Source organism: Planktothricoides sp. SR001, from assembly GCF_001276715.1.
Lineage (GTDB): Bacteria > Cyanobacteriota > Cyanobacteriia > Cyanobacteriales > Laspinemataceae > Planktothricoides > Planktothricoides raciborskii.
In genome coordinates this window covers 55,322-81,945 of record NZ_LIUQ01000002.1, presented here as the reverse complement: position 1 = coordinate 81,945, position 26,624 = coordinate 55,322, and the positions used below count along the sequence as shown (strand labels likewise).

At 42.3% G+C, this 26,624-nt stretch carries 20 protein-coding genes; 6 read left to right on the top strand and 14 right to left on the bottom strand.

From position 1 onward, the window contains the following. Nucleotides 1–152: 152 nt before the first annotated feature. Nucleotides 153–800, bottom strand: coding sequence for a hypothetical protein (locus AM228_RS31575; RefSeq protein WP_156331458.1), 648 nt, complete (start codon nt 798–800; stop codon nt 153–155). Between the two features lie 744 nt (nt 801–1,544). On the opposite strand from AM228_RS31575, the gene AM228_RS01560 reads away from it, so the two are divergent. Continuing rightward, a complete protein-coding gene (locus tag AM228_RS01560) occupies nt 1,545–2,882 on the top strand; it encodes a tetratricopeptide repeat protein (protein ID WP_054464347.1) in 1,338 nt (445 codons plus the stop codon). Nucleotides 2,883–3,150: 268 nt separating this feature from the next. Here the strand turns inward: AM228_RS01560 and argB are convergent, their stop codons facing one another. Both argB and AM228_RS01550 read right to left on the bottom strand, forming a co-directional pair. After that, nucleotides 3,151–4,059: an acetylglutamate kinase gene (argB, locus tag AM228_RS01555; protein WP_054464346.1), complete on the bottom strand. Its 909-nt coding sequence runs from the start codon at nt 4,057–4,059 to the stop codon at nt 3,151–3,153. 147 nt (nt 4,060–4,206) lie between these two features. Then, nucleotides 4,207–4,764: a shikimate kinase gene (locus AM228_RS01550; protein ID WP_054464345.1), complete on the bottom strand. Its 558-nt coding sequence runs from the start codon at nt 4,762–4,764 to the stop codon at nt 4,207–4,209. A 176-nt stretch (nt 4,765–4,940) separates the two neighbouring features. Here AM228_RS01550 and AM228_RS01545 point away from each other — a divergent pair, with 176 nt between their 5' ends. Then, nucleotides 4,941–5,792, top strand: coding sequence for a WD40 repeat domain-containing protein (locus tag AM228_RS01545; RefSeq protein WP_054464344.1), 852 nt, complete (start codon nt 4,941–4,943; stop codon nt 5,790–5,792). Between the two features lie 256 nt (nt 5,793–6,048). Here the strand turns inward: AM228_RS01545 and AM228_RS01540 are convergent, their stop codons facing one another. After that, nucleotides 6,049–7,770, bottom strand: a complete 1,722-nt coding sequence (locus tag AM228_RS01540) for an ABC transporter ATP-binding protein/permease (protein WP_054464343.1) — start codon at nt 7,768–7,770, stop codon at nt 6,049–6,051. A 296-nt stretch (nt 7,771–8,066) separates the two neighbouring features. On the opposite strand from AM228_RS01540, the gene AM228_RS01535 reads away from it, so the two are divergent. Continuing rightward, on the top strand, nt 8,067–9,479 hold the full coding sequence (locus tag AM228_RS01535; protein ID WP_231636532.1) for a carotenoid oxygenase family protein: 1,413 nt from the start codon (nt 8,067–8,069) through the stop codon (nt 9,477–9,479). Nucleotides 9,480–9,610: 131 nt separating this feature from the next. Here AM228_RS01535 and mgsA read toward each other — a convergent pair whose 3' ends face one another. Both mgsA and AM228_RS01525 read right to left on the bottom strand, forming a co-directional pair. After that, nucleotides 9,611–10,909 (bottom strand): methylglyoxal synthase, encoded by a 1,299-nt coding sequence (gene mgsA, locus AM228_RS01530; RefSeq protein WP_054464342.1) that lies wholly within the window; start codon nt 10,907–10,909, stop codon nt 9,611–9,613. A 274-nt stretch (nt 10,910–11,183) separates the two neighbouring features. Then, nucleotides 11,184–11,477, bottom strand: coding sequence for an RNA-binding protein (locus AM228_RS01525; protein ID WP_054464341.1), 294 nt, complete (start codon nt 11,475–11,477; stop codon nt 11,184–11,186). 761 nt (nt 11,478–12,238) lie between these two features. On the opposite strand from AM228_RS01525, the gene AM228_RS01520 reads away from it, so the two are divergent. Beyond that, the gene (locus AM228_RS01520; protein WP_054464340.1) at nt 12,239–12,814 is read left to right on the top strand and encodes a Uma2 family endonuclease; all 576 of its coding nucleotides are present in this window, start codon (nt 12,239–12,241) and stop codon (nt 12,812–12,814) included. 103 nt (nt 12,815–12,917) lie between these two features. On the opposite strand, the gene AM228_RS01515 is transcribed toward AM228_RS01520, so the two are convergent. The 5 genes from AM228_RS01515 to AM228_RS01490 form a co-directional block, all read right to left on the bottom strand. After that, complete coding sequence (locus AM228_RS01515; protein ID WP_054464339.1) at nt 12,918–15,221, bottom strand: dynamin family protein; 2,304 nt, start codon at nt 15,219–15,221, stop codon at nt 12,918–12,920. Nucleotides 15,222–15,298: 77 nt separating this feature from the next. Further along, complete coding sequence (locus tag AM228_RS01510) at nt 15,299–16,027, bottom strand: hypothetical protein (protein WP_054464338.1); 729 nt, start codon at nt 16,025–16,027, stop codon at nt 15,299–15,301. 281 nt (nt 16,028–16,308) lie between these two features. Then, nucleotides 16,309–17,736: a dynamin family protein gene (locus AM228_RS01505; protein WP_054464337.1), complete on the bottom strand. Its 1,428-nt coding sequence runs from the start codon at nt 17,734–17,736 to the stop codon at nt 16,309–16,311. 416 nt (nt 17,737–18,152) lie between these two features. Further along, the gene (locus tag AM228_RS01495) at nt 18,153–19,001 is read right to left on the bottom strand and encodes a Uma2 family endonuclease (RefSeq protein WP_054464335.1); all 849 of its coding nucleotides are present in this window, start codon (nt 18,999–19,001) and stop codon (nt 18,153–18,155) included. A 409-nt stretch (nt 19,002–19,410) separates the two neighbouring features. Then, nucleotides 19,411–20,298, bottom strand: coding sequence for an alpha/beta fold hydrolase (locus AM228_RS01490; RefSeq protein WP_054464334.1), 888 nt, complete (start codon nt 20,296–20,298; stop codon nt 19,411–19,413). Nucleotides 20,299–20,728: 430 nt separating this feature from the next. Here AM228_RS01490 and AM228_RS01485 point away from each other — a divergent pair, with 430 nt between their 5' ends. After that, the gene (locus tag AM228_RS01485; protein ID WP_156331457.1) at nt 20,729–21,271 is read left to right on the top strand and encodes a DUF1499 domain-containing protein; all 543 of its coding nucleotides are present in this window, start codon (nt 20,729–20,731) and stop codon (nt 21,269–21,271) included. Nucleotides 21,272–21,377: 106 nt separating this feature from the next. Here the strand turns inward: AM228_RS01485 and AM228_RS01480 are convergent, their stop codons facing one another. Beyond that, entirely contained in the window at nt 21,378–22,010 is a 633-nt protein-coding gene (locus AM228_RS01480) for a YdcF family protein (protein ID WP_231636531.1), read from the bottom strand. 170 nt (nt 22,011–22,180) lie between these two features. Then, nucleotides 22,181–23,005, bottom strand: coding sequence for a hypothetical protein (locus tag AM228_RS01475; RefSeq protein ID WP_199317270.1), 825 nt, complete (start codon nt 23,003–23,005; stop codon nt 22,181–22,183). 746 nt (nt 23,006–23,751) lie between these two features. Between AM228_RS01475 and ctpB the strand changes: the two genes are divergently transcribed. Continuing rightward, complete coding sequence (gene ctpB / locus AM228_RS01470; protein WP_054464333.1) at nt 23,752–25,062, top strand: carboxyl-terminal processing protease CtpB; 1,311 nt, start codon at nt 23,752–23,754, stop codon at nt 25,060–25,062. A gap of 213 nt (nt 25,063–25,275) precedes the next feature. Here ctpB and AM228_RS01465 read toward each other — a convergent pair whose 3' ends face one another. Continuing rightward, nucleotides 25,276–26,292 carry a DUF3086 domain-containing protein gene (locus AM228_RS01465; protein WP_369817660.1) on the bottom strand — a complete coding sequence of 339 codons (1,017 nt, stop codon included), beginning with the start codon at nt 26,290–26,292 and terminating at the stop codon, nt 25,276–25,278. Nucleotides 26,293–26,624 lie beyond the last annotated feature (332 nt).

The following is a 26,624-nucleotide window of genomic DNA, read 5'->3' as shown; positions in this document are numbered from 1 at the left end:
CGTTCCCCGTTCCCCGTTCCCCTTTCCCCGTTCCCCTTTCCCCGTTCCCCAACCAAAAACCAACAAATAACCGTCAACCAATAACGGTCAACGGTCAACAATGAATAGATTTTTCAGTCAGATTAAGCATTTTCTTGATAACCGGGTTCGCTTTATAGAGAAGACCCTGCTTCTTTGACCCAGTTAATCAGTGTATGACGACTCACTCCAGTTAGACGTTCTATACGACGGAATCCATTGCCTTCTAGGTAGAGATGGAGACACTTTTTTCTGACATCTTGAGAATAACCTTGATCGGCATAAACCTCTATAAATTCACGACTGTATTTGTGAGATACCCGGTTTTGGTTAGCTTGTTTCATGTCATGATTATTGAGATTATTTGACTGAGAATTGGGAGAAGTCGTAGACGGGGTTAGTTGACTCTCTCCTTCACTCGGATGATTAATGTGCAACGACATCCGGAAACTACTAATCAGAAATTCATAAAAACTCGGTGAACATTTCTCTGATTCAGAAGTTTGTGGGGAACTTTTGCGCTGGTCCTGGGTTTCGCAGGCGGCAACTAGCATCGAATCAGCCGAACGGACAATCATTTCCCCTCGACTGAGTGATTCTTTTAACTGTTGCCCAGTTTTCCATGCATGAAATTTGGCAGCGGTCCACCGTGGATTAGTAGGATAACCGGCAAAACCACACCGAAGTGCTGCGTGATTTTCGCTGGGGATGAGAGTGTGAACTTTCACGCCCTCTTTCAGATCAACGACCATGAAGTTTTGTTGCTTGACTACCTCTAGCACAAACCTCACCCCCTATTTTGTATTTTAAATAACATTATGCTTGATTTAATCATAATACATCCCTTGAGAAAGTCAAGCCGGAATATCAAGATTCAGGGACTTAAATCCAGGGTGAATTTTGTTAGTTAAATTGGCCTAATAAATTTGCCCAAAACTTATTATTGTAATTCACTGACGTTAAATAATGATTAAATCATAACAGCCTTGGATGCGGATATCTAGTAGCCATTAGCCCGATCGCCCTTCGATCCCATAGATGAGATGATTCCGTTTGATGGTCGATCGCCGGTTGCTGATTAGGTATTTTTTCTGAGAATTGTCTGATATTTGAGTAATGACCACAGATATGTTGGCGAAGGATTCTCAGACTCTGGTTCAAGAGGCGATCGCCCCCCGATAGACCGATCGCGGTGATGGGAAAATTGCCGAGAATTTCAGGAAAAGAGACGGAAACACTTGCACTTTATAACGAGTGATATAGCGATCGTTATATAGCGGTTATTATCGTTCGGGAAGTACAGAGGTTTTCACAGATTCCCGCCTTTACCCCCGCGAAGGCCGCCATCGGCTGGAATGACAGGGTTTTTTTGTACTTCATAACTCTGACAAGTGCTGTAACGATCGATATAACGAGCGATATATTGATCGGTAGTGATTAATATGAAAACGCGGCAAAGGAGGCGATCGCTTTTGAGGATCCGATAGAATTTGCCACGAGTGATGATTTATAGGAGAAAAGGTGATATGGGGATTTGGCCGTTGTTTAACAAGACAGGAAACCGACATCGGGCTTTGGAGGACTCTACACCCAAGGGTCCACTTCCTCCTCTGGAGGATGCGGATTATCTTTTATTGTTTAATCAGATTCTTGAAGGGTTGCGTTTGGGTTGGGAACGACAGGATGTGGTCAAATACCTGGAAGCGTTGGGCGATCGCGGCAATTTTGCTTTATGGGCGGCTTGGTTACAGCGGTTTGGCGAGACTAAGCTGAAGAAAAATACTCAGAATATGGATTTAGGCAGACGACTGGTGAAGCTGGGACAGTTCAATTGTGGGGAATTCAGTACCGTAGCTTATCACCTCGGCAGTCAGTTGTTATCTCAACGGGTGACAACTTCGCCATCTTCATCTCAACCAGGGGCAGCAACTTCTCCGGTTTCAAAGGAAAAGGAAACCACAGGGACAGAAGCGGGTCAAGGGTCGTGGACTTCTACACCGACGGACGAGGAAGCAGGAGTGGATCGTTCGGAAGCCGAAACATCAGAAAATCTGACATCAGAAAATCTGACACCAGAGAATCTGGAAGTGGTCAAGACTTTGTTTGAGGAGGGCAACCAGAAATTTCAGGCCGGGGATTTTGCCGGGGCGATCGCCGCTTATCAGCAGTCGTTGAAGCTAAAGCCAGATTTTATTGAAGCTTGGAGTAATTTAGGGGCGGTACTGTTTAATTTACAAGAATATGAAGATGCGTTGATTATCTTTAATACGGCGATCGATTTGAGTCCTGATAACCCGAATTTATGGTTCAATCGGGGATTTACCTTTACTTTACTGAAGCGTCCCCAAGAAGCGAATGATTCTTATGAGAAATGCTTGCAAATCAAGCCCGATTTTATGAATGCGTGGCAAAATCGCGGGGTTGTTCTTTGCCAATTAGAACGATATGATGAGGCGATTTATTCTCACGAACAAGCGCTAAAGTTAAAGCCAGATTTTGCCGAAGCTTGGAGTAATCGAGGTAATGCTTTATTGCATTTGGGCAGATATGCGGAGGCGATCGCTTCTTACGATCAAGCTATTGCCCATCAACCGCATTATCCCGATGCTTGGTTTAACCGAGGTATGTGTTTTATGAATGACAAAAATTACCCAGAGGCGATCGCTTCTTTGGATCGAGTGATTGAGCAACAACCGAATTACCATCCGGCTTGGGTGGTGCGTGGTTTGGCCTTGATGAACTGTCAGCAACCCCAAGAGGCGATCGGCTCTTTCGATCAAGCCTTGGCCTTGCAACCCAATGATGCAGATGTGCTCGGTTATCGTCAAGAAGCATTGCAACAATTAGAATCAGAAAGAGAATAAATTTACGGCAAGAATATGCAAAAATCTGCAAAAATCTGCAAAAATCTGCAAAAATATATTTTCACTGCTGATTTTTGGGCTTGGATTTCCCTATTTTCTATGGGAATATGATTTGTTCTGCTGTACAATAAGAAATCATTAAAAACCAGTGAAACAACCGGGTTTATGAAAAAACCCGGTTTTCGATCGGATTAAAGAAATCCGTCATCTCACCAGAGCAGCAATGCACATATTTTCCAGACACCAATGATTGAGTCTAGAGAGAAAGTTAACGAATATATTCTGAAGCCACAATCATCGAACCAATGCCCTTATCGGTGAAAATTTCTAAGAGGAGAGAATGGGGAATCCGACCATCAATAATATGACCAGCACGAACCCCTTGGGCCAGCGATCGCACGCAGCAATTCACCTTGGGAATCATCCCCCCAGAAACTATCCCATCTTGAATTAAAGTGCGGGCTTTATTAATATCTAATTTATCCAGTAAAGTAGAAGGATCGTGGTAATCCTCCAAAATCCCCACCGTATCGGTCATTAAAATCAATTTTTCGGCATTTAAAGCGGCGGCAATTTCTCCGGCCACCGTATCCGCATTAATATTATATGCTTGGCCACTTTCATCAGCAGCGACACTGGAAACCACGGGGATATAACCGTTATTCACCAAGCAATCTAAAATTTTGATATCCACCGAATTGACTTCCCCCACAAAACCAATTCCTTTACGACCTTCTGGCCGTGCTTTAATCAAATTGCCATCTTTGCCACAAATACCGACGGCTTTGCCCCCAGCTTGATTAATTAATGACACAATTTCTTTATTAACTCTGCCCACGAGCACCATTTCTACCACATCCATTGTGGCCGCATCAGTTACTCGTAAACCATCTTTAAACTGCGGTTCAATATTTAATTTGGCCAGCCAAGAATTAATTTCTGGGCCGCCCCCATGAACGAGTACCGGACGCACTCCCACACAGGAGAGAAATACCAAGTCCCGCATGACTTGATCTTTGAGAGTGCTATCTTTCATGGCCGCGCCGCCATATTTTACCACCACCGTCCGACCGGAAAACTTTTGAATGTAAGGCAGTGCTTCACTGAGCACTTTCACGCGCACGCTATCCGGCAAGTTTTTCAGGGATTGATTTTCATTCATCGTATCAGTCATCATATTTGTCTACATTCCTTAAAATGAGCATTCAAGATTGTCACTAAGTCTTGTCACTAATTCTTGATGTGAATCGACTCATGGGATGATTTCGCTTATCTCAGAGATAATAAGAGATTATAAAGGAAAAAACGGCAAAATCTTAACCAATTATGATAATTTTCCATTCTGGTTTTCAGACTTGAAAGCTTGGGGAATTTCTTGTAAGATTCGGGCGGCTAATTCATCGGCAGTTTCATGGCTGTCCACTTGGATGTGGAGATCCGCTTGAGCATACATATTGAGGCGATCGCTTAAAAGACGCTTTAATTTGCCCAATGGGTCAGGATCTCTTAACAAAGGTCGCGTTGTATCTTCTTGAAGACGGGCATAAAGTTGCTCCACAGGTACATCCAACCATACCACCACCCCATGTTGTAGATAGCTCCAGTTTTTTTGTCGGATAATCAGACCGCCCCCCGTAGCTACCACCAAATTTTTATAGGCACAAAGTTCGCTAATTACCTGAGTTTCTAAATCCCGAAAACCCTCTTCCCCAGCGGTGGCAAAAATTTCATTAATTGATTGTCCGGCTACTTGAGAAATTAAGCCATCAGTATCAAAAAAGTGATAGTCTAGCTGATTGGCGATCAGCCGTCCTACGGTACTTTTTCCCGCACCCATCATGCCAATGAGATAGATATTCAGTCCTTTGACTACGTTACTCATAATCTTGAGATTTTTTTATTTTTATGAATATTATGACATATTGAGCATATTTAAATTATTTAATTTTGGAAATTTTTATTAACTTTACTCAATATCTTGATGCCAAATTCTCATCAACCATATCATCAAACAGAAGAATTGCTGGCTGAAGCATTAGGCGATCGCTCCATCAGACTATGGCAAATGGCAAGTTACAGACCACTCTCAAAGGGCATAAATCTGCTGTATTAACCATAGCTTTTAGTCCCGATCGCAATTTATTAGTTTCTGGCAGTGCTGATGGCCAAATCAAAATTTGGCGGTGGAATTTGTTTACCAGTAATTATGTATTTGAGCGAACATTGAACAGCCATCGTGATGCCGTATTTGCCCTAAATTTTAGTCCAGATGGACAAAAAATTGCTTCAGGCAGTGCTGACGATACCATAAAAATTTGGCGTTTAAATGGCGATTTAAGCAAAACGATTAAAGCTCAAATGAATGGAGTTTTTGGCCTCAGTTTCATGCCCGCAGGAAAATTAATTGCCACTGGAGGAGCAGATGGAACCGTGAAAATTTGCTATCTAGATGGTATTTGTTTAAGAACTTTATCCGGTCATCAAGATATCGTTTACTCGGTAAATTTTAGCCCCGAAGGTGAAAAAATTGTTTCTGGGAGTCGGGACAACACCGTAAAATTATGGCTCAGAGATCGAGTTTGGGGTAGGGGTGGACAGGTGCAAACATTCCGGGGACATGATAATGCGGCGATCGCTACTTCTTTTCATCCTGATGGGGATTTAATCGCCTCTGCTGGGGCTGATGGAATTGTGAATATTTGGCGTTTAGATGGCACATTACTCCAGAAAATTCCCGCCCATGAACATATTATATATAGTGTTAGTTTTAATGGGGCAGGAAATTTACTGGCAACTACCAGTGAAGACCGGACGATTAAACTTTGGCAGGGTAAAAATTTGGCTTTGTTAAAAACCATCAAAATTGACCAATCCCCCGTTTACTGCATCCGGTTTAGAGGCGATCGCTAACTATTAACCAAAAACAGCGGTAATACCATTTACACAAAATTATGCAACAATCAGTATTTATATTGTAGGGTGGGCAAAAGTCCACACTTATGGGAGGAAAGAGGAGAGAGGAGAGAGGAGAGAGGAGAGAGGAAAGAGGAAAGAGGAAAGAGGATGCTAATGTTAGGGTATCTTGGATGAATTTTTGTAAATAGTATTATTTTCAGCAAATTAAAGGGGCGATCGCGCTTATGTTATCTCCCGATTAATTAATTGACTAATTCATTGACATAAAATTGTAATCTTGGGCAGAAATCACGCGCCATGTTTCATCATTATGGACTTCCAAAACTTTGTGGTGATATTGCAACAAAGTCGGACGGTGACCCACACTAAGATAAATCGTAGATAGCTTTTGCAAATGGTTATAAAGACTTTGCTCATTCTTCACATCTAGCGCACTCGTAGCTTCGTCTAAAATGGCATAACGAGGATGTGTCAGCAACAAACGAGCAAAAGCCACCCGCTGTTGTTCTCCCATTGACAACACATGATCCCAGTCTTCGATCGCATCTAAACCACCGAACCTTTCCGCTAACTCTGGCAAGTTAACTTGTTTTAATACCTGATATATTTCTTCCTCGGAAATATTCAGGTTTGTGCTGGGATAAAGCAGTTGATCGCGCAGAGAACCTAAAATCATATAAGGACGTTGGGGTAAGAAAAGAATCTCCCCTAATTTCGGTCGGTGAATTGCCCCAGTTCCAGAGTTCCACAAACCGGCGATCGCTCGTAAAATCGAACTCTTACCGCAACCACTTACCCCGACAATGAGCAATCTTTCTCCCGGTTGCATCTCTACAGATACATCCTTAACTAAAGTCCGTTGATAGTTGGGAGTTTGCAAAGTCAGATGTTCTAGACTTAAACTGGCATCTTCAATCGTATCAATCGCTGGATTGCCATCACTGGGCGATACTTTTGGTTCTTCTAGGACTTTTTCCAAGCTTTCTAAACGCTCAATTCCTGCCACAAACTGAGTCGTTTTTTCAAACTCTCTGATAATCACAATGAGAGAGTTAAATACAGTGATAAAAGCCCCTCCTGCTTCGATCAAAATTCCTACCTCCGTTTCACCAGCTAAGATCCTCGGACCGAGAATTACCGCCGGTAATATCCAAGTAATTACCTGATAGCCACTGCTAAAAAATTCTAAGTTTCTCTCCCAGAGGATAATTTTGTTGTAATTACTTAAAACCGCCTTAAATATCTGCTTAACATTATTTAACTCCCGATTATCTCCTTCATAAAAGGCGATCGCCTCAGCATTTTCCCGAATGCGTACCAAGCCAAATCTGAAATTAGCTTCTCGTTTGAGTTGCTCGGTTTTTAGGGGAATTAAAATCCGGCCAAATCCCACCGTCGCGATCAGCATTCCCACACCCGCATAAACGATCAGTAAAATCACCAGATTGTGAGACATTGACCAGAGAACGACCCCAAAAGCAATAAGATTAACCAAAGATGAGCTAAAGTGCATAAACAAAACCAGAGACATATAGCAAAAATTTTCAATATCTTGAGAAATTCGCTGATCGGGATTATCAATTTTTGCCCTCCAATCTCCTAACCAATAAAAGTTGCGATTATTCATGTATTTCTGAAGATATAAATTCGTCAGCCAACCGCGCCAAAACCAGCGAATCTTATCTTCTAAATAGTGACCAAAAGTTTGCAGAATCACAAAAATCATACAAGCCACGAGATATGTCAGGACAGATTGCCAAAATCTGCCTGCATTTTTTTCAGCCAGGGCTGATGTGAACTCTCCTCTTTGGGCATTTTGGAGAACATTCATCTTGGCTTGGAGCATTAATAAAAATATCAACAATAACAGTAACCCAATGGCTTTCCATCTTTCTTGAGAATCCCACCAGTATGGTTTGGCTACCGCCCAAAAACGCCTGCAAGCACTAAAGTCAATTTTTAACGTCTTCATTGGTTTTATTTGAATGATTTATCAACCCTTATATTTTAACTGCATTTACTTAAACTGTCCAAATGAATTAAAGATATTTTATTAAGAATCATAAATATAGCATTTACATTTAGCATTTACATTTAAGGTGGGAATAAAAGGAGTGTAGGGAATGAGTGTAGGGAATAGGGAAGTGGGACTCTCTTCCCGCGCATTTTTGGCTTGGGGCGGCGGATTTGTCCGATAAATTTGGTCAAAAATGGGCGGGCATTGGTTCAGCCGATAGAAAATTGCGTTAGGCTGAATTAATCATAAAAGTGATTCAACTGACTGGTATCCCTGAAAAAATCATGGTCTCAACTTTAGTCAATCCTTATCTGGACGGCAATTTTGCCCCAATTCACCAAGAAATTACGGCAGAAAACCTCAAAGTCATTGGTGAACTGCCTGCGGATCTTTCTGGGATGTTTGTTCGCAATGGCCCAAATCCTCAATTTCCGGCGATCGGGCAATATCACTGGTTTGATGGCGATGGAATGTTACATGGGGTGAGAATTCACAACGGCAAAGCCTCCTATCGTAACCGCTATGTCCGCACCCAAGGATATCAAATCGAACATCAAGCCGGAAAAGCCATCTGGTCAGGACTTTTAGAACCACCGCAAATGGATAATCCCTATGGCCCGGTGAAAAATGTCGCCAACACCGCCTTAGTCTGGCATTCCGGGCAACTGCTGGCCCTTTGGGAAGCTGGAGCCCCCCACGCCATTCGGCTACCAGACTTAGACACCATCGGCGCATATAATTACAATGGCAAATTAGCATCGGCCTTTACCGCCCATCCGAAAGTAGACCCCGTGACGGGGGAAATGATGTTTTTTGGGTATTCATTAGCCCAACCACCCTACTTAAAATATAGTGTGGTTTCTGCCGCTGGCGAACTGTTACAGACTGTCCCCATTGAGTTGCCAACCCCAGTAATGATGCACGATTTTGCTATTACTGAAAATTACACTATCTTTATGGACTTGCCCCTGACTTTTCGCCCCGAACGGATGCAAAAAGGGCAACCTTTTTTAATGTTTGAACGGGATTTACCCAGTCGTTTTGGCATCGTTCCCCGTCATGGCGATAACGATAATATTCGCTGGTTTGAAAGTTCTAGTTGCTTCCTGTTTCATATTCTCAACGCTTACGAGGCAGGAGATGAAGTAATCTTGATCGCCTGTCGCATGAGTGCGATGAATATTGTGCCAATTCCAGAGGCAAATAGTGACCCGGATGCGGGGATTCCTCGTTTATATCAGTGGCGATTTAATCTCAAAACCGGCAATGTTAGCGAACAAATGCTTGATGATGTGGCTTCAGAGTTTCCTCGGATGAATGAAACCTTAGTAGGACGTAAAAACCGATATGGTTACACCGGAAAAATGGCCAATAATCCCATGCCTTTGTTTGAAGGTTTGATTAAGTATGACCTAGAAAAAGGTCAGTCAGAAACTCATCACTTTGGGGCTGGTCGTTATGGGGGAGAAGCAGTATTTGCCCCTCGTCCCGGTGCGACGGTTGAAGATGATGGTTGGTTAATCACTTTTGTCCATGACGAGAATGAGCAGCAATCAGAATTGGTGGTTTTTGATGCTCAAAATTTGACCGATGCACCTGTGGCCAGGGTGATGATTCCCCAGCGAGTTCCTTATGGATTCCATGCCATTTGGGTGGCGGAATAATCGGGGTAATTTGTGTTAATTTGAGGTAAAATCAGCGATTATCAGCGATAATTTATGCCCCACCATATGTGATAATTTAGTATGAGAAATGGTGGGGCATAAGTGGGGCATAAATTGTTATTATATGGTTTTTACTCTACCGGAACGATTTCTCCCCCTTTCTTGGGGGTGGCCAATACAGTTAATGCATTAGGAATACATTGGATTTCTATGGGAGTGGTGCCAATAATTTCCCCATCTAGCACAACTTTTTGCGAGGGGTTTGTCCGCACTTTAATTTTTTGAGTTCGCAAGTTAATAATATCTAGGCGATTTGTGGGAGTTCCCAGTAAGGCAGCGCCCAACAGATCCACCATTGTGTTGACAATTTTTAGTTCATTTTCTGGGGCGGCAATGGTGACATTTAATAAGCCATCAGTTGCTATTACTTCGCCCATGCCTTGTGCCATAATTGAACTGGGGGGCGCTGCATTGGCAATGGTGACTGCCGCTGCTTTAAGGGTTCTAACTACCTCTTTGATTTCTATTTCTGTTTCAAAGAGTTGTTGCTGATTTAACTGTTGAAAACCAGCGATAATATAAGCCAATGGCCCCCAGCGGTTTTTGGCTTCCCGCGAAGCCCGTTCAACGGTTTCTGCTTCAAAGCCAATACCGGCCAGTAATATCATGGGTAAATCGTTGCAGTAAGCGGCATCAACGACCACAGTTTTGCCGGCTAAAATAACTTCACAAGCACTTCTAATCGGGGTAATTGTGGTGGGAATTCCTAGGGCTGCGGCAAAGGCATTGGCGGTTCCCCTGGGAATAATTCCTAACGGGATGTTGGTGTTAATTAATTGGCCTGCTACCGCAGAAATTGTGCCATCTCCTCCAGAGGCAATGATGATATCCGGTTGAGCCACGATCGCCCGGTTAGCTAATTCTTCGGCGCTAATTTCTGGGGTGGTTAAGTGAACTTCTAAATGGAGTTGCGGTTCTAATATTTTTTGGATTAAATTTAAGTCTTCTTCCGCATTGCCTTGACCGGCAATCGGGTTATAAATTAAGTGGGCGACATAAGATTTGGCTAAGGCGGAAGCGATCGCCTCTGCGGTGGCTAAATTAATCGCCAATGGCACATTATGAACCGCTGCCAGCCGCTGTAATGGTTGAATATCTGGTTCGTGGGGTTGTGCGTAGAGGGGATCGATTAAAAAGATCGCGGCGGCTAGTTGTCCTGTGACTAGGCGATCGGCGATTTGAATATCCCCTCCCATTGACCCGGATAATAATCGCTCAACTTCTAACCCTGTTCCTTGTTGAATGCGTTGTCCGGTGGTTCCTGTGGCGATCAATTTATACCGAGCAAAGACGGCTGAATATTTTTTCACAAAAGCGACTAATTCGTCTTTTTTCCGGTCATGGGCAATTAATGCAATCGTCGCAGACATAAATTAAGTTTTAGAATTGATGATGGAAATGGTAGTTCCTGATACTTTTTAATAAAAAAACCCCTCACTGCCCGTACAGTTTCTCTGTGTAATCAGAGATCGGATCGGGGTGAGGGGTTCAACGATTTAATCAAATGTTTTATGCTCCAACCAGAGGCGATCGCTTTTGGCGATGACTCGCTTATTCACTTTAACCGGCGACTCACAATTAAATCACCTTTGGCAGCCAAAGCAAATATTTATGGGCGTTTATAGGCGAAAGCAGATCGACGAGTTACGATCTGCCACCCCCACCGCGACGACCGCCACCACCCGATCGGTTATTCTCTTTTGGACGAGCTTTATTGACTCGCAAGACACGCCCCATCCACTCAGCTTCGTTTAATTCTTCGATCGCTACATCTTCTTGAGCTTCATCTGTCATTTCTACAAAAGCAAAGCCCCGCATCTTGCCTGTGTCGCGATCGGTGGGAAGCACCACTCGCTTAACTGAGCCGTATTCGGCAAAAACAGTTTTCAAGTCCTCTTCAGTTGCCTGGTAGGACAGGTTGCCAACGTAAATTGTCACAAAAAACCCTCAACCTTAACAAGCCATTCCGATGATTGGTCGTGGGAAATTACTCAGAAATTTTAAATAGATTTACTATTTAGTTAGCAAACCGACGCCAATTTCTAGTGAATTTCTGACGGTTTCTATTCGTTCAGCAAAAAAGCTTTCCTTTAAAGACCGGCCAACGACGAACATTCATCTTTTTTTCGTAAAGATAGCTTGTTTGTGTCAATTTGTCAACTCCGATCGCTCAATACAGGGCTAATTTTTGGGGAGTTTGATCCAAGGCCGACCAACACCAGAGAGAATCAAAATCGGATCCTAAATCAGAAAAGCCATTCCCCTTGATTTTTGTGATTTTGCTCCTAATTTGATACTATAGTGATATAAATTCACACTTTAGTATAAAAATTTTTCTCTACAATCTGGTAGGCGCTATCGTTGATCGCTTCGATAAAATCAATCATCAATCAATAATCAGCGTTTTAAATTGCAATCCTTTGGTCTATTTTCTTACAAAAGTTGGGTTTTAGTAATTCTCACTTAAAGTTTCACGATAAATTTTTTTACAAAATCCCCTGGGTGGGATTGGCCGCGATCGCTCATCGGTGTTAATACTCGGTATTGATACTCGGCGTTTATACTTATAATTAGCGATGAATGAGCGATGAGTGAGCGATCGCGCTCATTTCTTGAAGCTTTCCAGGGCGATCGCCCCCAACAAGCGAGTCAATCCCTCGCTAAAATGAGCATAGTCTTTATTATTGGAGTCTGTTGTCATGGCCACGATGACCGTCAAAGACTTAGAACAAGTTCAAGCAACCTTACGGGAAGCCGGATTAGATTATCAATTAGAACTGGAAAAAGGACAAATTTCTGTTATGGGGCCGTCAGATATTATATCGAGTGAAGTGGGCGTTCAATTAATTAGATTGCTAGGTAACTGGATTTATCCGCGTCGGTTGGGCCGCGTGTTTGACTCTGCGGGAGGTTTTATTCTGCCAGATGCTAATTTAAAAGCCCCGGATGTTTCTTTTGTCAAAGCGGAACGGTTGCGCCGTAGCGTGCGGTATTTTGGCGAATTAGTTCCTGATTTGGTGGTAGAAATTAAGTCCCAAAGCGACAGGATAAAACCCTTAGAACAAAAATTGCTTTCCTTTATAGAATTAGGGGCAAAGGTGGGGATGTTGATTGACCCGGATGAGGAAACATTAACTATTTATCGTCCGACGGGAGAAGCTGTTACATTGGGTAATGAAGACACATTAACCATCCCCGAATTATTCCCCGGTTGGGAGTTGCCCATTGTGGAACTTTGGCCGCCAGTTTTTGATGAGATCGAAAATGATGATTAAATTTTGCGATTATATATGGTTAAAAAACATCCCGTAGGGAAACGGCAATGCCGTGTCCTGGCATTGCCGTTTCCTGATATTTTTTGGACTTATATTTTTTAACCTAATCATCAAATGTGCGATCGCGCTTCAAAGCCACCCCCAACTGCCGCAGGTAATGACTGACCTCTACATTAAACTCTTGGGGTTGTAAACTTTCTGGTAACTGGGACAACAACGCGGGATTTTTTCTATACCATTCATTCATCGCCACCCCACTCCAAACCCCTTCTTTTTCCCGGAAATTATCCACTAAACCGCGCAACTCTTGAATACAATAAGACTCAAAATTCGCAGCAGCAAAAATAGCAAACATTAAAGATTCCTGAAACGCCGCCAGATCCGTGGTCACTTCCCGCACAACTTTCTCTGGGGGAGGGATTTGACTTTCAGCAATATCCTCTTTAATTTCTAAGGCAATTCCGGCAACTTGTTGGGCGACTTCTGCCACCCCTAAAATATCTTTTCTTAGCTGAGAACTAATCAATAACTCAACCCCATATTTAACATATCGTTTTAGAACCTCAAAAGCCGGTTCCTTCCCGGTATAGTAGTTATCAACAATTTCAATATCAACCCCCAAACTTTTCACGATTTCATTCCGAGTATCACTATTAACTGGCCCGCGAATTAACGCTTCAGCCACCGGACGGGCAAACCGTAAAAATAGCACACTCAAACTATTCTCTAATTTTTCTAGATATGCTTGTGAATTTTTGCTCAGTCTGGCTTCTACTTCCTTGCTGCCCCACAACAACTTAGTCATATAAGCAATTAACTTAACCGCCTCTTGTTGTAATTCCAATGCTAGGTTATTGGCGATCGTATTTAAAACTTTAGTCAAGTCATTATATAAATCTTCCCGCCATAATATATTGGCCTTATCTCGGTCAAACACGGGATTCGAGTTGGCCGCAAAAATTATATCTTTTTTCTTTAAAGTTTGCTGGCGTAGTGCTTGCATTTCCTCCTGGACAACTTGCAAATATCGTTGCTTAAAGTTTTCCAGACTCTTCAAAGAATCAAGGCTATTTTTTTGCTGACCGCCCACCACAGAAGAATTATAAAAATTCTGAAGGTCTGCTTTAATCTCTTCCCATTTGTGGTGCCACCATTCTGTAAAAGCAATTCGCCGATGTTCTTCGGCTAGTTGCTTGGCTTCTTCAGGATTTTCTGGATATCTTTGACGCACTAGGCGATAAATTTCCTCAGAGGTGTCAAGAATTTTATGAATGGAAGATTCGCAGCGTTTTTTTAATACATGAACCCGTTCATTGTTAATATAATCCTCAATCCGCTGTTTAATTTCAGGAATACCCGTGGCTTCGGTATTTAACCCACTTTCCTCATTAATATTGGTTAAATCTTGTAACTTGCGGCGAATCGTCTCAGGGTTGCCAATTTCTAATTTTGTTTGTTCTCCTGCGAGATTATTTAAAATCAAATAAGCCCCAGCAGAACCAGCAACAATCCGTTTTTTTGGTAACTTCGCCCGTTTCTGCCAATCTTGCGAAGCTTCGGCGATATGTTGTTGTAAAGCGGCAGCAGTTCCCAGGGCATCAATATGACTCAAAAAGACAAACAGCTTATCAGCAATCTTGACATTTTTATCGCCAATTTCTGTAAACTCGATAATCTCTAGTTCTGCCTCACGAATACTCCGAAACCGCTGAATGACAATTACCGCATCACAATCAGAAAGAATTGCTTTGGCTTCATCACTATGTTTAGCCAAACCAGAGTCAGAACCGGGAACATCATAAAACACAATGCCATCGGCTTGGGCTAATTTATTGGTATAAAGTCGCGCTTCTAAGACCGCATAAGCATATTTTTCATCAGCTACATATTTTTTTAAGGGTTCGCGAATATCTTCTAAACGAGTAAAGGGAATTGTCTGGGTGCCTGCTCGTTTGACTTGCTCTAAAGTCTCTTGATTAGCTTCTATGGTTTTCAAATCCTCTTGAGCACCCACTGCTTCGAGTTCTTGTAAAAAACTTTGAAATTCTTTTTCAGTTCTCACTTGAACTTCTAGCCGTTGGTCAGACTCGTTGGCAACGGAATAAATTTGAGTGGTGGTAAAGGTACATCTGCCGCCTTTTGCTGGTAGCAAGTCGCATTCTAGCCACGCATTAATAAAGGTACTTTTGCCCGCTTTTTCCAAGCCCACCACGGCGATGCGAAATTCCCCTTTTTGGAGTCTTTCTAATTGACGCCGCGTAGGGTCAGCTTCTTCGATCAGAATTTGCTTTAAGTTATCAGGAACCTGTGCTTGAGGTAATTTGGCTAAATCAAGCGCATGGCGATGAACGGTGAGAGTCTCGCTAAGACGCGCTGCATAATGTGATGATGCTGTTTTCCAGTCCATTGTTGCTATTTTTTAACTCCCTAAATGCGATTAAATTTTTCCATAATTGGATCGATTTTTTTGGATTTTTTTGTGATTCACTCCTCTAATTCGTTAATTTTTGCCCAGCTAATATCTAATAGTTTTTCAGTCATTTGGTCAGAGATACTTCTAATTTTATCATAAAGTTCTCTTTGTACTTGATAATCTAATTGAATTTCTTGATATGCTTTTTTTAGTCTATCTTCATAGTGATCGACAATTTCTCTTTGTACGTTATCTACATTTTTTATTAAATCATCAATTTGTCTTAATAACCATTCTGCAAGTTGATTAACAATCTCAATTTCTACTTGTTTAGCTTGCAGTATCCAGCCACCTAGTAGATCCAGTGTACTCGGAAGATTTGCATTATCAATATAAAATTTTTTATATTGAATTTTGCTAACAGGAACTTCTATTAGCCATAAACTCCACCAAGTTCTACATAGTTTCATCATTGGGATCCGTTCTTCTTCCAATTTTTCTAAGATCGCAAAATTAGCTTTCAAATCAAAATTAAATTTTAAATCACGCTCTACTTGACTGAGTTGATAATGAGGAAATTGGATAGATAAGTTCTGGGCGGTTGTTTCTAATTCTTTTTGTAAATAATCTAAATAGCAATTAAACAGTTGATTAACAGCATCATAAATTTTATTTACTGCCTGATTACAAATAGAATTTATAATATTCTTCATCACTCGATTTAAATGTTCTGGTAAATTATTAAATTCATTATTTAATTGCTGAAGTCGTTCTTTTTCAGAATTTGTTTTGGCTTTCACTGTTTTACCATTTTTAGCAATTTCTCCTGTATAACCTAAGTTGACTAAGCGATTTAAGTGATCTTCCAGTAATCTGCGAGCATGAGAATCTGCTTTGTTAAAAATTGGATCCGATAGATTTATTTTGCCTTCTTCTACAGAATTGGCAATCTCTGTTAAGACTTTATCAATTTCTTTCCCTAATTCGTCATGCCATAAATAAAGAGGATATAGCTGTTCTTCTAAAGTAGTAAAAGGAGTAATTCCTTGAATTGAATTTCAAGAATAGTATTTTGTATTGCTTACGAAATAGTATTTTCAGGGACTATTTCTGAGTTTTGGTTCTTTTTTTTATTTAAACAATGCTTAATTTTTTCTTCAAGATTGTTAAAAGAATTTCTTAATTGTTTTCCACTATTTTCAATAAATTCTTTAACATAGATTTTGATATGTTTAAGGTTCTCAATTTCTTGCTGGTAACGGGCTTCTGAACTATTCAAAATCGCGCTACTGGTTTGTATTGCCCACTCTTGAATTGTGTTCCCTGCCGTCGTTTTAAACTGATCGAGCAGTTGCGGGATCACTAATTGGGGAAAATGCTGGGTAATATGTTCCCTCAAATGTTGCTCAAATTCTGCGGCATAGGATTTTTCCCATAAAGCATCAGCCACTCGTTGGCGATCGTGTTCAGACCATTTTTCTTGCTTGCGGGGTAAATCTTCTAAGACTTCTTCAATTAAGGCATTAAAATGATTATCCGCTTTTTTACAAGCTTGATTACTATCATTGAGATTATCAGATTGAATCTGAAGCGCCAATAACGCTGGCCATGAACTCAGTTTTGACACCTGTAAATGCTCAATCTCCTGAGTATATTCGCGTAATCGGTCTTTTAATTCAGTTTTAATCTTAGCGGTAGTTTTTTCAATAAATCCTCGTTGTGATTCAGGCCAATGATTATCAGCCCGAAACACATCAATTCGATTTAACACAAATAGCATCCGCGCTGGCGAACCGCCTAATTCTTTGACTTGTTCTACAACTTCTTGTAATAAACTATTGATTTTTTTCGGATCGGTTTCGGCGCTATTATATGTCACGAGACATAACGCTTCACGACATTGGCGAATTAAATTAGCATTTCCTTCATCCCCCACATAAGCTAAACCCGGTAAATCCATGATTTTTACCTTTGTGCCTGGGGGTAATTGTAACTGAGACTGAAGCCGGAAAGGATAACGAATTAGCGAAATTGGACAAGCAATCTGAGGGTCGCTTTGTTTGCGATCGAGATAACTTGTCATTACTCGATTTAAGCGTTGACAAATTTCTGTTTCACTAATCCCTTGCCATTCCCCACATTCCCAAGTAGCGCCCGGTGTTTGCTGAATGACTAAGGATTTTTCTAGACTATATTCTATTGTGACAACTCCGGCACTCATTTCACTTACCGCAACTGGGGCAATTTCCGCCCCACAAAGTAAATTGACCAGAGTGCTTTTACCACTGCTAGTGGTGCCCGTGGTGGCGATCGCTAGGGTAGGATGATGCAGTTCATTTAACAACTTTTCTGTTGCTTTTGCTAACTGGGTCGAAATTTCTTGAATTTCTGGCTGATAAGTCTCTGGTAAATACTGAGAAATTTCTTGAGAAAATTTCTGCCAAGACTGACCTAAATGGTTGACTCGGTTTTCAACCGCTGCAAAGATTTCGGGGAGATTTTTATTCATGTGTCTCCTGAGATATGAAGATGTTACAGCCACGTTTCTCAGTAAGCTGCCATTGCCCTGTAGTCGCAGGTGTCGCAGGTATATTATCCCATAGTTTCCCTAAATTAATCAAAAATTTGAAACTTATTTCTAAACATAGAATCTCCCGATCGCTGCTCAAAAAAACTGATTCCCTCATCTGCGCTCATTTTATGGCGCAAACATTGCGCCCCTACGAACTGACCTAGACCGAGTTAAAGTTAGACATCAACAAGATACGCAAAATCCTTGTTTTGTTGATAATTGATAATTCGTAACAGCTAAACACCCTGAAAACGGGTTTTCTTCTGATAGGAACGGGTTTAAATCCGTCCCTATGTTTGATTTCCGATCGAATAGGAATTATTATAGCGATCGCCCCTAATGAAATAGTTGTTTCAAGTAATAGAATCCGGGTCAATTCCTTGGGTACGCAATAATTCTGCTAAACGCTCACTACGCGATCGTTCCGCTTCCGCACGTTGCCGTTCGATTGCTAGTTCTTGCTGAACAACCGCAGCACGTTCTCGTTCGGTTTCTAGTTCTTGCTGAACAACGGCAGCACGTTCACTGGGAGTCAAAATCCAATTACCTTGGGCATCGTACCAGCGCAACCAGCGGCAAGTAATTCCCTCATAGTCTCCCCACCACAAACCCAAACCTAATTCTAATTGGGGCATCCAAATTTTCGGTTCTTGTAGCGAAATCTGCTGATAAGATCCAGCCATCAGAACAAACGCTTTTAACTCATCGGTGTAGCGATCGAACACTATATAATAGGGCACCCCTAAAATCCGCTCATAAACTTCCCATTTCGTCGGTGGGTCGCTACTTAAGCGGACTGTTGAACCCAAGTCTTCTTTTTCCGTTCCTGGTGACAATAACTCCACCACCACTGTCGGACGGACTGCTTCTTGCCACATCACATAACTTAAGCGTAAATCCTGATTTTCATAAAGTCTGGACACTCCGACTACCGCAAACCAATCTGGTCTTTTATACCAGTAAGGGTGTCGTGGATCGTAGTACAAATTCATATTTCCAATATTAAATACTTCCTCTGGTGAGTAGTTACTCGGACGGAAAGTTAAACTAAGAAAATTAGGTTGGAGGTAATGGAATTCGTCAGGCAAACCAGGTTCCTCCGGATTTTCACTAGGTAAATCATACATGGTGGGCAAAGTTTCTCTCGCCGGACGTGGCGGTTCACTTTGTTCCACTGGGTATTTAAATTGTTTGATTTGCATATCTGGCCTCAACAGTTTATATCTATGATAATTCATACCAAATCCCGTTCTCATATAGCGAGTCTAAATGAATTTGACAAATCGGCTCCCCTCTCCCATGCATGGGAGAGGGGGCCGCCATCGTGAGGGTTTATTTGCCAACTGATTTAGACGCGCTATATATTGACTATGGTAATCCCCTAAAACGCCTGTGGATTCCCGCATTCGCGGGAATGACATCTAGCTTTATCAGTGGGTTTTGAGAATCGGATTTGGTATCAATTAATCAATTCAGCCCAGGAACAGGCCAAAAAACGAGAATCCAGTAGTCAAAAGTTTAAATTTTTGGCTACTGGATTCTGGGAACTAGGAATATTTTTATGTTCTTTATGTTCTTTATGTCTTTGTGTTCTTTGTGTCTTTGTGGTGATTAACCTTTCCCCGACTGACGCAAAAACGAGATTAATTCCCGATTGACTAAATGGGGGACTTCTTGTTGAATCCAATGCCCACATTGCGGCACTAATTTTAATTCAAACGGCGCTTGAATTAACTTATCCAAACCTTCAGTAAACTTTGGCGAGAGGAAAGAATCATTTTCACCCCAAAGGACTAAGGTAGGGGATTTTACTGGTTTGGGCGATCGCGCCAAAGTCTGCAATAAATTCCCCGGAGACATTAACTGTCGGTAATAATTCAACGCCGCCGATAAAGCACCCGGTTTTGCCAGAGCATCTTGATAAATCTTAGTTAAATCAGCAGTAAAAGCCCCTTTGCGAATCGCTTCGTTTTGAAAAATATTCTTTACAAATTCGCGTAAATTTAACTGAATTAACCATTCGGGCAATGCGGGCAATTGACAAGCGAGGATAAACCAACTGCGCTGAAGTTGATCGAAATTGCCGCCAATTTCTGTTAACCACCGTTGGGGATGTGGGGCATTTAAAATCGCTAACCGATCCAAAGATTGGGGAAACTTTTGCGCCAAGTTCCAGGCGATCGCCCCACCCCAATCATGTCCCACAATATGGGCTTTCACATAACCTAACTGTTTAATTAACCCTTGGATATCCGCCGTTAACGTATCGAGATCGTAGCCACTTTCCGGCTTATCGGAATCATTATATCCCCGTAAATCGGGAACTACAACCTTAAAATATCGAGCCAGGGCTGGTATTTGATATCGCCAGGAATACCAAAACTCTGGAAATCCATGTAACAAAACCACCAATTCACCTTCTCCTTGACTCACACAGTGCAAACGGATCCGGTTGGTTTCAATAAAATGGTGTTGCCAATCAGCTTCTAGCACAGTCATAAGTTATTTTTCTCTTGACCAGTAGGCATAATCAGGAACTTACTTAGGGATTACCGGGATCAATCTAAATCCATCAAGCAAGATGCCCGCTGTGCGATCGCGCCAGAAATCTGTTTGGGATTTTCCGGGTCATTCAGCACAGACTATTGATGAAACATTTTTCCCAGCCCTATTTCCACAGTAGCATTTTTCTTAAAGCACTGATAACCTCACCCAGATTCATTCAACCTTTTCTCTGGTGAAATCGGCAAATTTACTTATGTTTGTTGTTTGTTGTTTGTTGTTTGTTGTTTGTTGTTTGTTGTTTGTTGTTTATTATCTGTTATCTGTTATGGTTGGTTTTTTTAGCGTTTCTTAGATATAAGATTCCTTTACAATCTGCCGATCGCCCATTAATATCTAAATTGACGTGGTTTTTTACTGAACACCCATGCAAAGATTATTTTGCTTATTTCGCTTATTTCGCTTAAAAATTGTGCCGATTTGCCTTGCTTTTGTATTGACCATCGGCGGTTTTTTAGGCTCAACTTTTCCGGCAATCGCCAACGATCGCTTACCAGAAACAATGGTGGCTAGTCTATTTTCTTTTTCCGGCGATCGCCCCAGAAATTTAGGAGTAAAAAATGGTGCCTTAGCCACTTGTCCCGCTTCTCCCAACTGCGTGTCTAGTCAAAGCGGAGATGGGGAACATCAAATTGCCCCGCTGACCTATCAAGGAACTCCCGCAGAGGCGATCGGGCAACTAAAGGAAATTATAGAAGCGAGCGAAAATGCCAAAATCATTACCGCTGAACACAACTATATCTATGCCGAATTTACCAGTAAATTAATGGGATTTGTCGATGATGTAGAATTTTATTTAGACCCCGAAGCAGCAACCATTCAAGTTCGTTCCGCTTCCCGTCTCGGTGAATCAGACTTAGGGGTCAACCGGAAAAGAATCGAAGCCATTCGCAGTAAATTTAACCCCTAATTTTTCCTCATGGTGGGCATAGCCCACCGATTTTATTATATAAATATACATATTTATCATATCTCTTTTATTTGGAAATTTTTACTCGTGAAATAAGATGATCGGATTAATTTTTATTGTTTAAGCCTGCCTGATGCTCGCATTTAAATCCCCGTTTTTTCCAAGCAGAAAAATCAACCACTGGTAAATGTTTTAACTGGGAACATTCAGGATTATAATATTGACTGACTCTTGCCCAAATTAGACTACGAATCACATCTAGGCTAGTTTTCAGCCATGTTTCCCGATTTCCGGGTATGCCTTTTTCTTCAACCACATCGACTTCTGTCCAAATTCCATGAGAACCCAAAATAATTTGGGCTAACCATTTTGCTCTGGGTAAATGACTGGCAGAAGTAATAATCTTTAAATGATGCACATTCCACTGTTTTAATAACGGCAGAGCAAAATAGTAATTTTTAAAAGTAGAAGTGGCACAATTTTGCAACCAAACGTGGTGAATGGGGGCGGCGGCTGTCTGAAAAATTAACCAAATACAAGGATCTGAAGAACCACGGGAAATTAAAATCGGTACTTGGGGAAATTTTTTGGCAAGTTGTGCCACATAGATTTCTCGACTAATGCTGCCGCCTAAGACTAAAATACTATCAATCGGTCTATTCGCTGATTCTCGTAACATTGGGCGATCGAGCAGTAACCACCAACTGCCCACCAAACCAATCAAAATCAGAATCGCCACCAGAAAAAAACTGCATAAAAGCGAAATAAATTTAGGGATTAACTTACGGATTTTCCCTTGATTTTTTAATCCATAATGGTTTGGCCATATTTTACAAGAGGAAATCCACCGAGGAAGCTTATGATTAAGCCAGTAAAAAAAACGGCGTTTTTTTCGGGGATTTTCTTTCATTACCGCTGTTTATTATTCGACACTGGCAGAGCAAAATATATATTTCCATCTTCGTCAACCCTTTTATTGGCACCGAGTTTTAAGAGTTCCGCCTCAGCCCGTGCTTTCACATTTTTATCCACTGTACTATAATAAACTTCACTCCAAGCCCAAAACCGCACATCAGTATTATCTGGGTTACTTTTGAGAAATTCAGCGGTTTGTGCGTAGATAGAGGCAAATTTTTCATCGGGAGTTCCTTTCACCCATTCGGCGGCGATTTCGTGAGATTTAATTGCCCCAGGAATATCATTAACTAACAATAACTGGTCGATGCCTTTATAGCGCCAGAGGAGATAGGATCTAGGGTTGATTTCTGGGGAAAGCACTTCGGTTCCCCGCTGCATTAACTTCACCCCTAATTCCGGCTTGGCTTGCATGAAAGAAACCGCAGAAGAAATAAATAGGTAAGCTTCCATGAAGCGTGGATCCCTTTGGGTCAGCAAGTCAAAATAATCATCATTGAGTTCATACCCAGTCTGGTCACGCAGTTCCTCGTCACCGAAGTAGCCAATAAACTTAATGAATGCCCAGTTGGCGATCGCATTATCAAACCCTAACGTGGGCGATCGCTTCATCAGTTCGATCTGTAACGCCTCTTGTTGATCCGCTTGCTGTGGGCTCAGAGGGTTCAGGGCAGCCCGATCCAAACGACTTTGCTGCATAAACACTACACCGCAAAGGGCTGCTAGTGCGATTCCCGAAGGGATCGCTGCGCGAATCGCGCCATTACTGGCGACCTCCCACCACCTTGGGTAAACCGTTTTGAGTTGTGATCCGATCATAATTTTGTTCAGACTGCTGCTTTTTATGATTATTTTAGCTACACTAGAAACAAGGGCAGCGATTCACAGCGCCAGCCATAATCAGTAAAAAATACCAGTGTTTGACAGCTTGCGCCAATTCACTGACTGGAGCTTTCCGTATTTCTACCGGGAAAATCCCTGGCGGTTATGTGGACATAATTTCTGGTGTAATTCTGGTGTAATTCTGGTGTAATTTTACTGTACTCTATTGCTTCTCACACAGACTAAACCGAAAAAATCTGCTAAGTCAAGTTGGAGATTTTACGGAAAATCTGATTTGACTGTTGAAGTTAGGATAAACTAGGCCACCCAATAAAATGGCTGAAACAATCCTTTCATCGCTCATAAGTAATTATATTGCCTGAAAACACCTCCTGGGTTGTACCAAAAATCACACCCTAGGGCTGAAGAGCCAAGCGCAATGTTTGACAAGTTAAATCTATTTAATCTTAAAACATTGAGCGGCATTGCCAAATTTAGTCATTGATTTAAATTTGGGTTTAAATTTGAATCTTGATTAATGATACTGCTAAATTTTTAGTAACTTAAATTTATATTTTCCAAAGCCAGATAGACTTTGAAAATATAAAGTATGCTCATCACCAGATGAAATCACAACCCCTAAAAAAATCTAGGAAGTTTCAAAAATTACAAGGTTTTCCTAGGTTTTACCTGGTGTTGTCACCCACTGCTTAATCAAGTCCACTCCGTCAGAGCGAATTTTCATGAATCAATATTCAAGAGGCTTTCGTTTTCTTCAAGTTGCCTTATTTACTGGAACCCTTGCCACCACTGCAACTTTATCCTCGTTGAGTTCGGGCTGGAATCGTTCTGTGTTAGCCGCCCTGGAAGATAGTCCGAAAACTGTTTTGGATGAAGCGTGGCAAATTGTTAACCAAAGATATGTCGATCCTGATTTTAATCAAGTAGATTGGCAATCGGTGAGAACTCGGTTGCTCAATACTGAATACAGTTCCACCGAGCAAGCTTATGCCGCATTACGCCAAGCACTCGCTGAATTGGGCGATCGCTACACCCGATTTTTAGACCCAGAGCAATATCAAGCCCTGAGCAACCAGACCGCTGGGGAACTGACTGGGGTAGGGATGCGGCTGCAACTGGATCAACAGAGCAATCGGATCACCGTAGCAGAACCGATGGAAAACTCTCCGGCAATGTTAGCCGGAATTAAATCAGGGGATCACATTCTGCAAATTGACGGTCAATCCACCGATAACATGAAGGTGGATCAAGCCGCCCAATTGATTAGAGGCGAAGTCGGCACCCAAATTCAACTAAAACTATTTCGCCCTGGATCCCACGAATTTGAAGTCACCCTGACTCGTGCCCGAATTGCCTTGCCAGCGGTGCATTATACCTTACAACAAGAAGGATCGAACAAAATCGGCTATATCCGCTTGAAAGAATTTAGTTCCCATGCGGCAGAACAAATGAAAAGCGCGATCCAAAATTTGCAGCAGCAGAATGTGGACGCCTTTGTCCTTGACCTGCGGGGAAATCCTGGAGGTCTATTATATGCCAGCATTGACATTGCCAAAATGTGGCTGAGTGAAGGGGACATCGTGCGGACGGTCAACCGCAATGGATTTGGGGAGGATTTTGCAGCCAAAGGTAAAGCTTTAACCAACTTGCCCTTAGCGGTTTTGGTGGATAATAACTCCGCCAGTGCTAGTGAAATTTTAGCCGGTGCCCTCCAAGATAATGGCAGAGCCACGATTATTGGGGGTCAAACCTTTGGCAAAGCCTTGGTGCAATCGGTGCATAAACTTTCTGACGGTTCCGGTTTAGCGGTGACGATCGCCCACTACTACACTCCTAATGGCACTGATATTAGCCACAAGGGAATTACCCCGGATATTCAGGTGGACATGAACAGTGCCGAACAACTGCGGGCTTCCACTAATACATCTCTCCTCGGTACTCACGAAGATCCTTGTTATCTGCAAGCCGTATCCAATTTACAAGCCCAAATTAGACCGCAACCTTTTGCCGTCCAAGATTCACTGTATCGCTAGATGCTTAAATCCAATTATTTACAATAGCAAGAGAAATTTCTTGCTATTGTATTTTTTTTGGTAAATTTTGAAGACGCCGATCCAAGGTCAGATCAAAAGTCAGCAATGTTTGCCGATCGCTCGCCTAAAAAGCAAAAAACTAGGAAAAACTAGGACAAAGGGACTAGGGGCAATCGCTCGACTGCCCTTTAATATGACTAATGTCTCCTAATATTACCAATTACTAGAAGCAGCGGCGGCTGACATTTTTGGTTCAGCAGCAAACGCTAACCATAAAGGAAATTGCAGCACTCCTAAGTTAATTTGCCCTTCAGTTTCATCAATTAAAATTAGTGGCATTAAACCATCTTTAATCAATCTTTCGGCTTTTTGAACTAAGGCTTCCGCATCCTCAAACAATACCACCCCACGTTCAGGGCCAAAATCACTGCGGGAAATGCCTAAACAATCTTGCAAACCTCGGCGCCATTCTCCTAAGCGTTCTGGACTATCCGCTAAGACTAAAGTCCGAAAACGGTTGCCATAGATTTTCCGCAAGCAGGACATCACCGCTGAGGCAACCAAGATATTTTGTAAGCGACTGCCCATTGTCCGTAAAGCCCCACGTCCTCCTTGGGTGAAAAACCAGTTAGAGACTCGTTCCGCGTGAATGGGTTCAAAGGTGCGCCGCAGTTGCCACGGTGGGCCGTAGTAGTCCGGTTGAGTGCGAAATTGCTTTAAAATTCGCCGAATTAGCTGGGCTTGTTCTTCAAAAGACGAATTCCCAAATTCGGGGTTATTCGGACCGCTGGCGGCTGGTTGCCCGGAGGAACGCGATTCCCTTGAGGGATCCGCTTCGCGGAATCGCTCATCAGAAGCTGGTTCAGGCGATCGCTGTTTCGGAGACATCTCCAAGTCTTCCGCTGCCCTGACCAAATCCTGCAAACTCCCCACCAAATAATCTTTAAACCCTTGAACCCGAATCGCTAAGTCTTGGGAAACACCGGCAAAAGTGGTCTGCATTTCCTTGCGAATGCGTTCTTGCCGTCGTTCAAGTTGTTCCACAGAAATTTGTAAAGCCTGTTTGCGTTGTTGCAACTCACCTAAAGACTCTTGGATCATTTGCCCCAGAGTGTTCTGGAGTTCCGCGATATTTTCTTGCAGCAAGCGCCCCCGGTTCGCTTCTAACTGCAAAATCTCTTCTTGCAAGGCTTTTTTTTGCCGTTGTAATTCCGCCACATCATTGACCAAACGATCTCTTTGATCCTCGATATCTTTATAGGCTTCCCCTTGAGCAATTTCTGGCGATTGCCCCTGAAGTGCGATCGCTTCCACAGGGGTGGGTGCCGCGATCGGTTCAGCCTTATTCACTTCCGGGGGTTCCGCTGCGGAGGGCGAGGCGATCGCCGAAGCTGTGCCTAAATCTTCATCCGGCAACTCTTTGTCTTCGACTAAATCAGTCAGCGGTAAAGACTCTGCCGGAGAAACCGATGCTTCGGTTTCTGATGCCTCAACTTCTGACGAGGGGGTCAAATTCACCACAACCTTTTCCTCGTTTTCCGCCGCCTTTACCACAACTTCTG

Bases quoted from the DNA above. Each gene is read 5' to 3' on its own strand.
- AM228_RS01475 (WP_199317270.1), bottom strand. From the start codon at position 23,005: ATGATCGGATCACAACTCAAAACGGTTTACCCAAGGTGGTGGGAGGTC.
- argB (WP_054464346.1), bottom strand. From the start codon at position 4,059: ATGATGACTGATACGATGAATGAAAATCAATCCCTGAAAAACTTGCCG.
- AM228_RS01550 (WP_054464345.1), bottom strand. From the start codon at position 4,764: ATGAGTAACGTAGTCAAAGGACTGAATATCTATCTCATTGGCATGATG.
- AM228_RS01485 (WP_156331457.1), top strand. From the start codon at position 20,729: ATGCAAAGATTATTTTGCTTATTTCGCTTATTTCGCTTAAAAATTGTG.
- AM228_RS01505 (WP_054464337.1), bottom strand. From the start codon at position 17,736: ATGAATAAAAATCTCCCCGAAATCTTTGCAGCGGTTGAAAACCGAGTC.
- AM228_RS01495 (WP_054464335.1), bottom strand. From the start codon at position 19,001: ATGCAAATCAAACAATTTAAATACCCAGTGGAACAAAGTGAACCGCCA.
- mgsA (WP_054464342.1), bottom strand. From the start codon at position 10,909: ATGTCTGCGACGATTGCATTAATTGCCCATGACCGGAAAAAAGACGAA.
- AM228_RS01545 (WP_054464344.1), top strand. From the start codon at position 4,941: ATGGCAAATGGCAAGTTACAGACCACTCTCAAAGGGCATAAATCTGCT.
- AM228_RS01560 (WP_054464347.1), top strand. From the start codon at position 1,545: ATGGGGATTTGGCCGTTGTTTAACAAGACAGGAAACCGACATCGGGCT.
- AM228_RS01490 (WP_054464334.1), bottom strand. From the start codon at position 20,298: ATGACTGTGCTAGAAGCTGATTGGCAACACCATTTTATTGAAACCAAC.
- AM228_RS01520 (WP_054464340.1), top strand. From the start codon at position 12,239: ATGGCCACGATGACCGTCAAAGACTTAGAACAAGTTCAAGCAACCTTA.
- ctpB (WP_054464333.1), top strand. From the start codon at position 23,752: ATGAATCAATATTCAAGAGGCTTTCGTTTTCTTCAAGTTGCCTTATTT.
- AM228_RS01540 (WP_054464343.1), bottom strand. From the start codon at position 7,770: ATGAAGACGTTAAAAATTGACTTTAGTGCTTGCAGGCGTTTTTGGGCG.
- AM228_RS01515 (WP_054464339.1), bottom strand. From the start codon at position 15,221: ATGGACTGGAAAACAGCATCATCACATTATGCAGCGCGTCTTAGCGAG.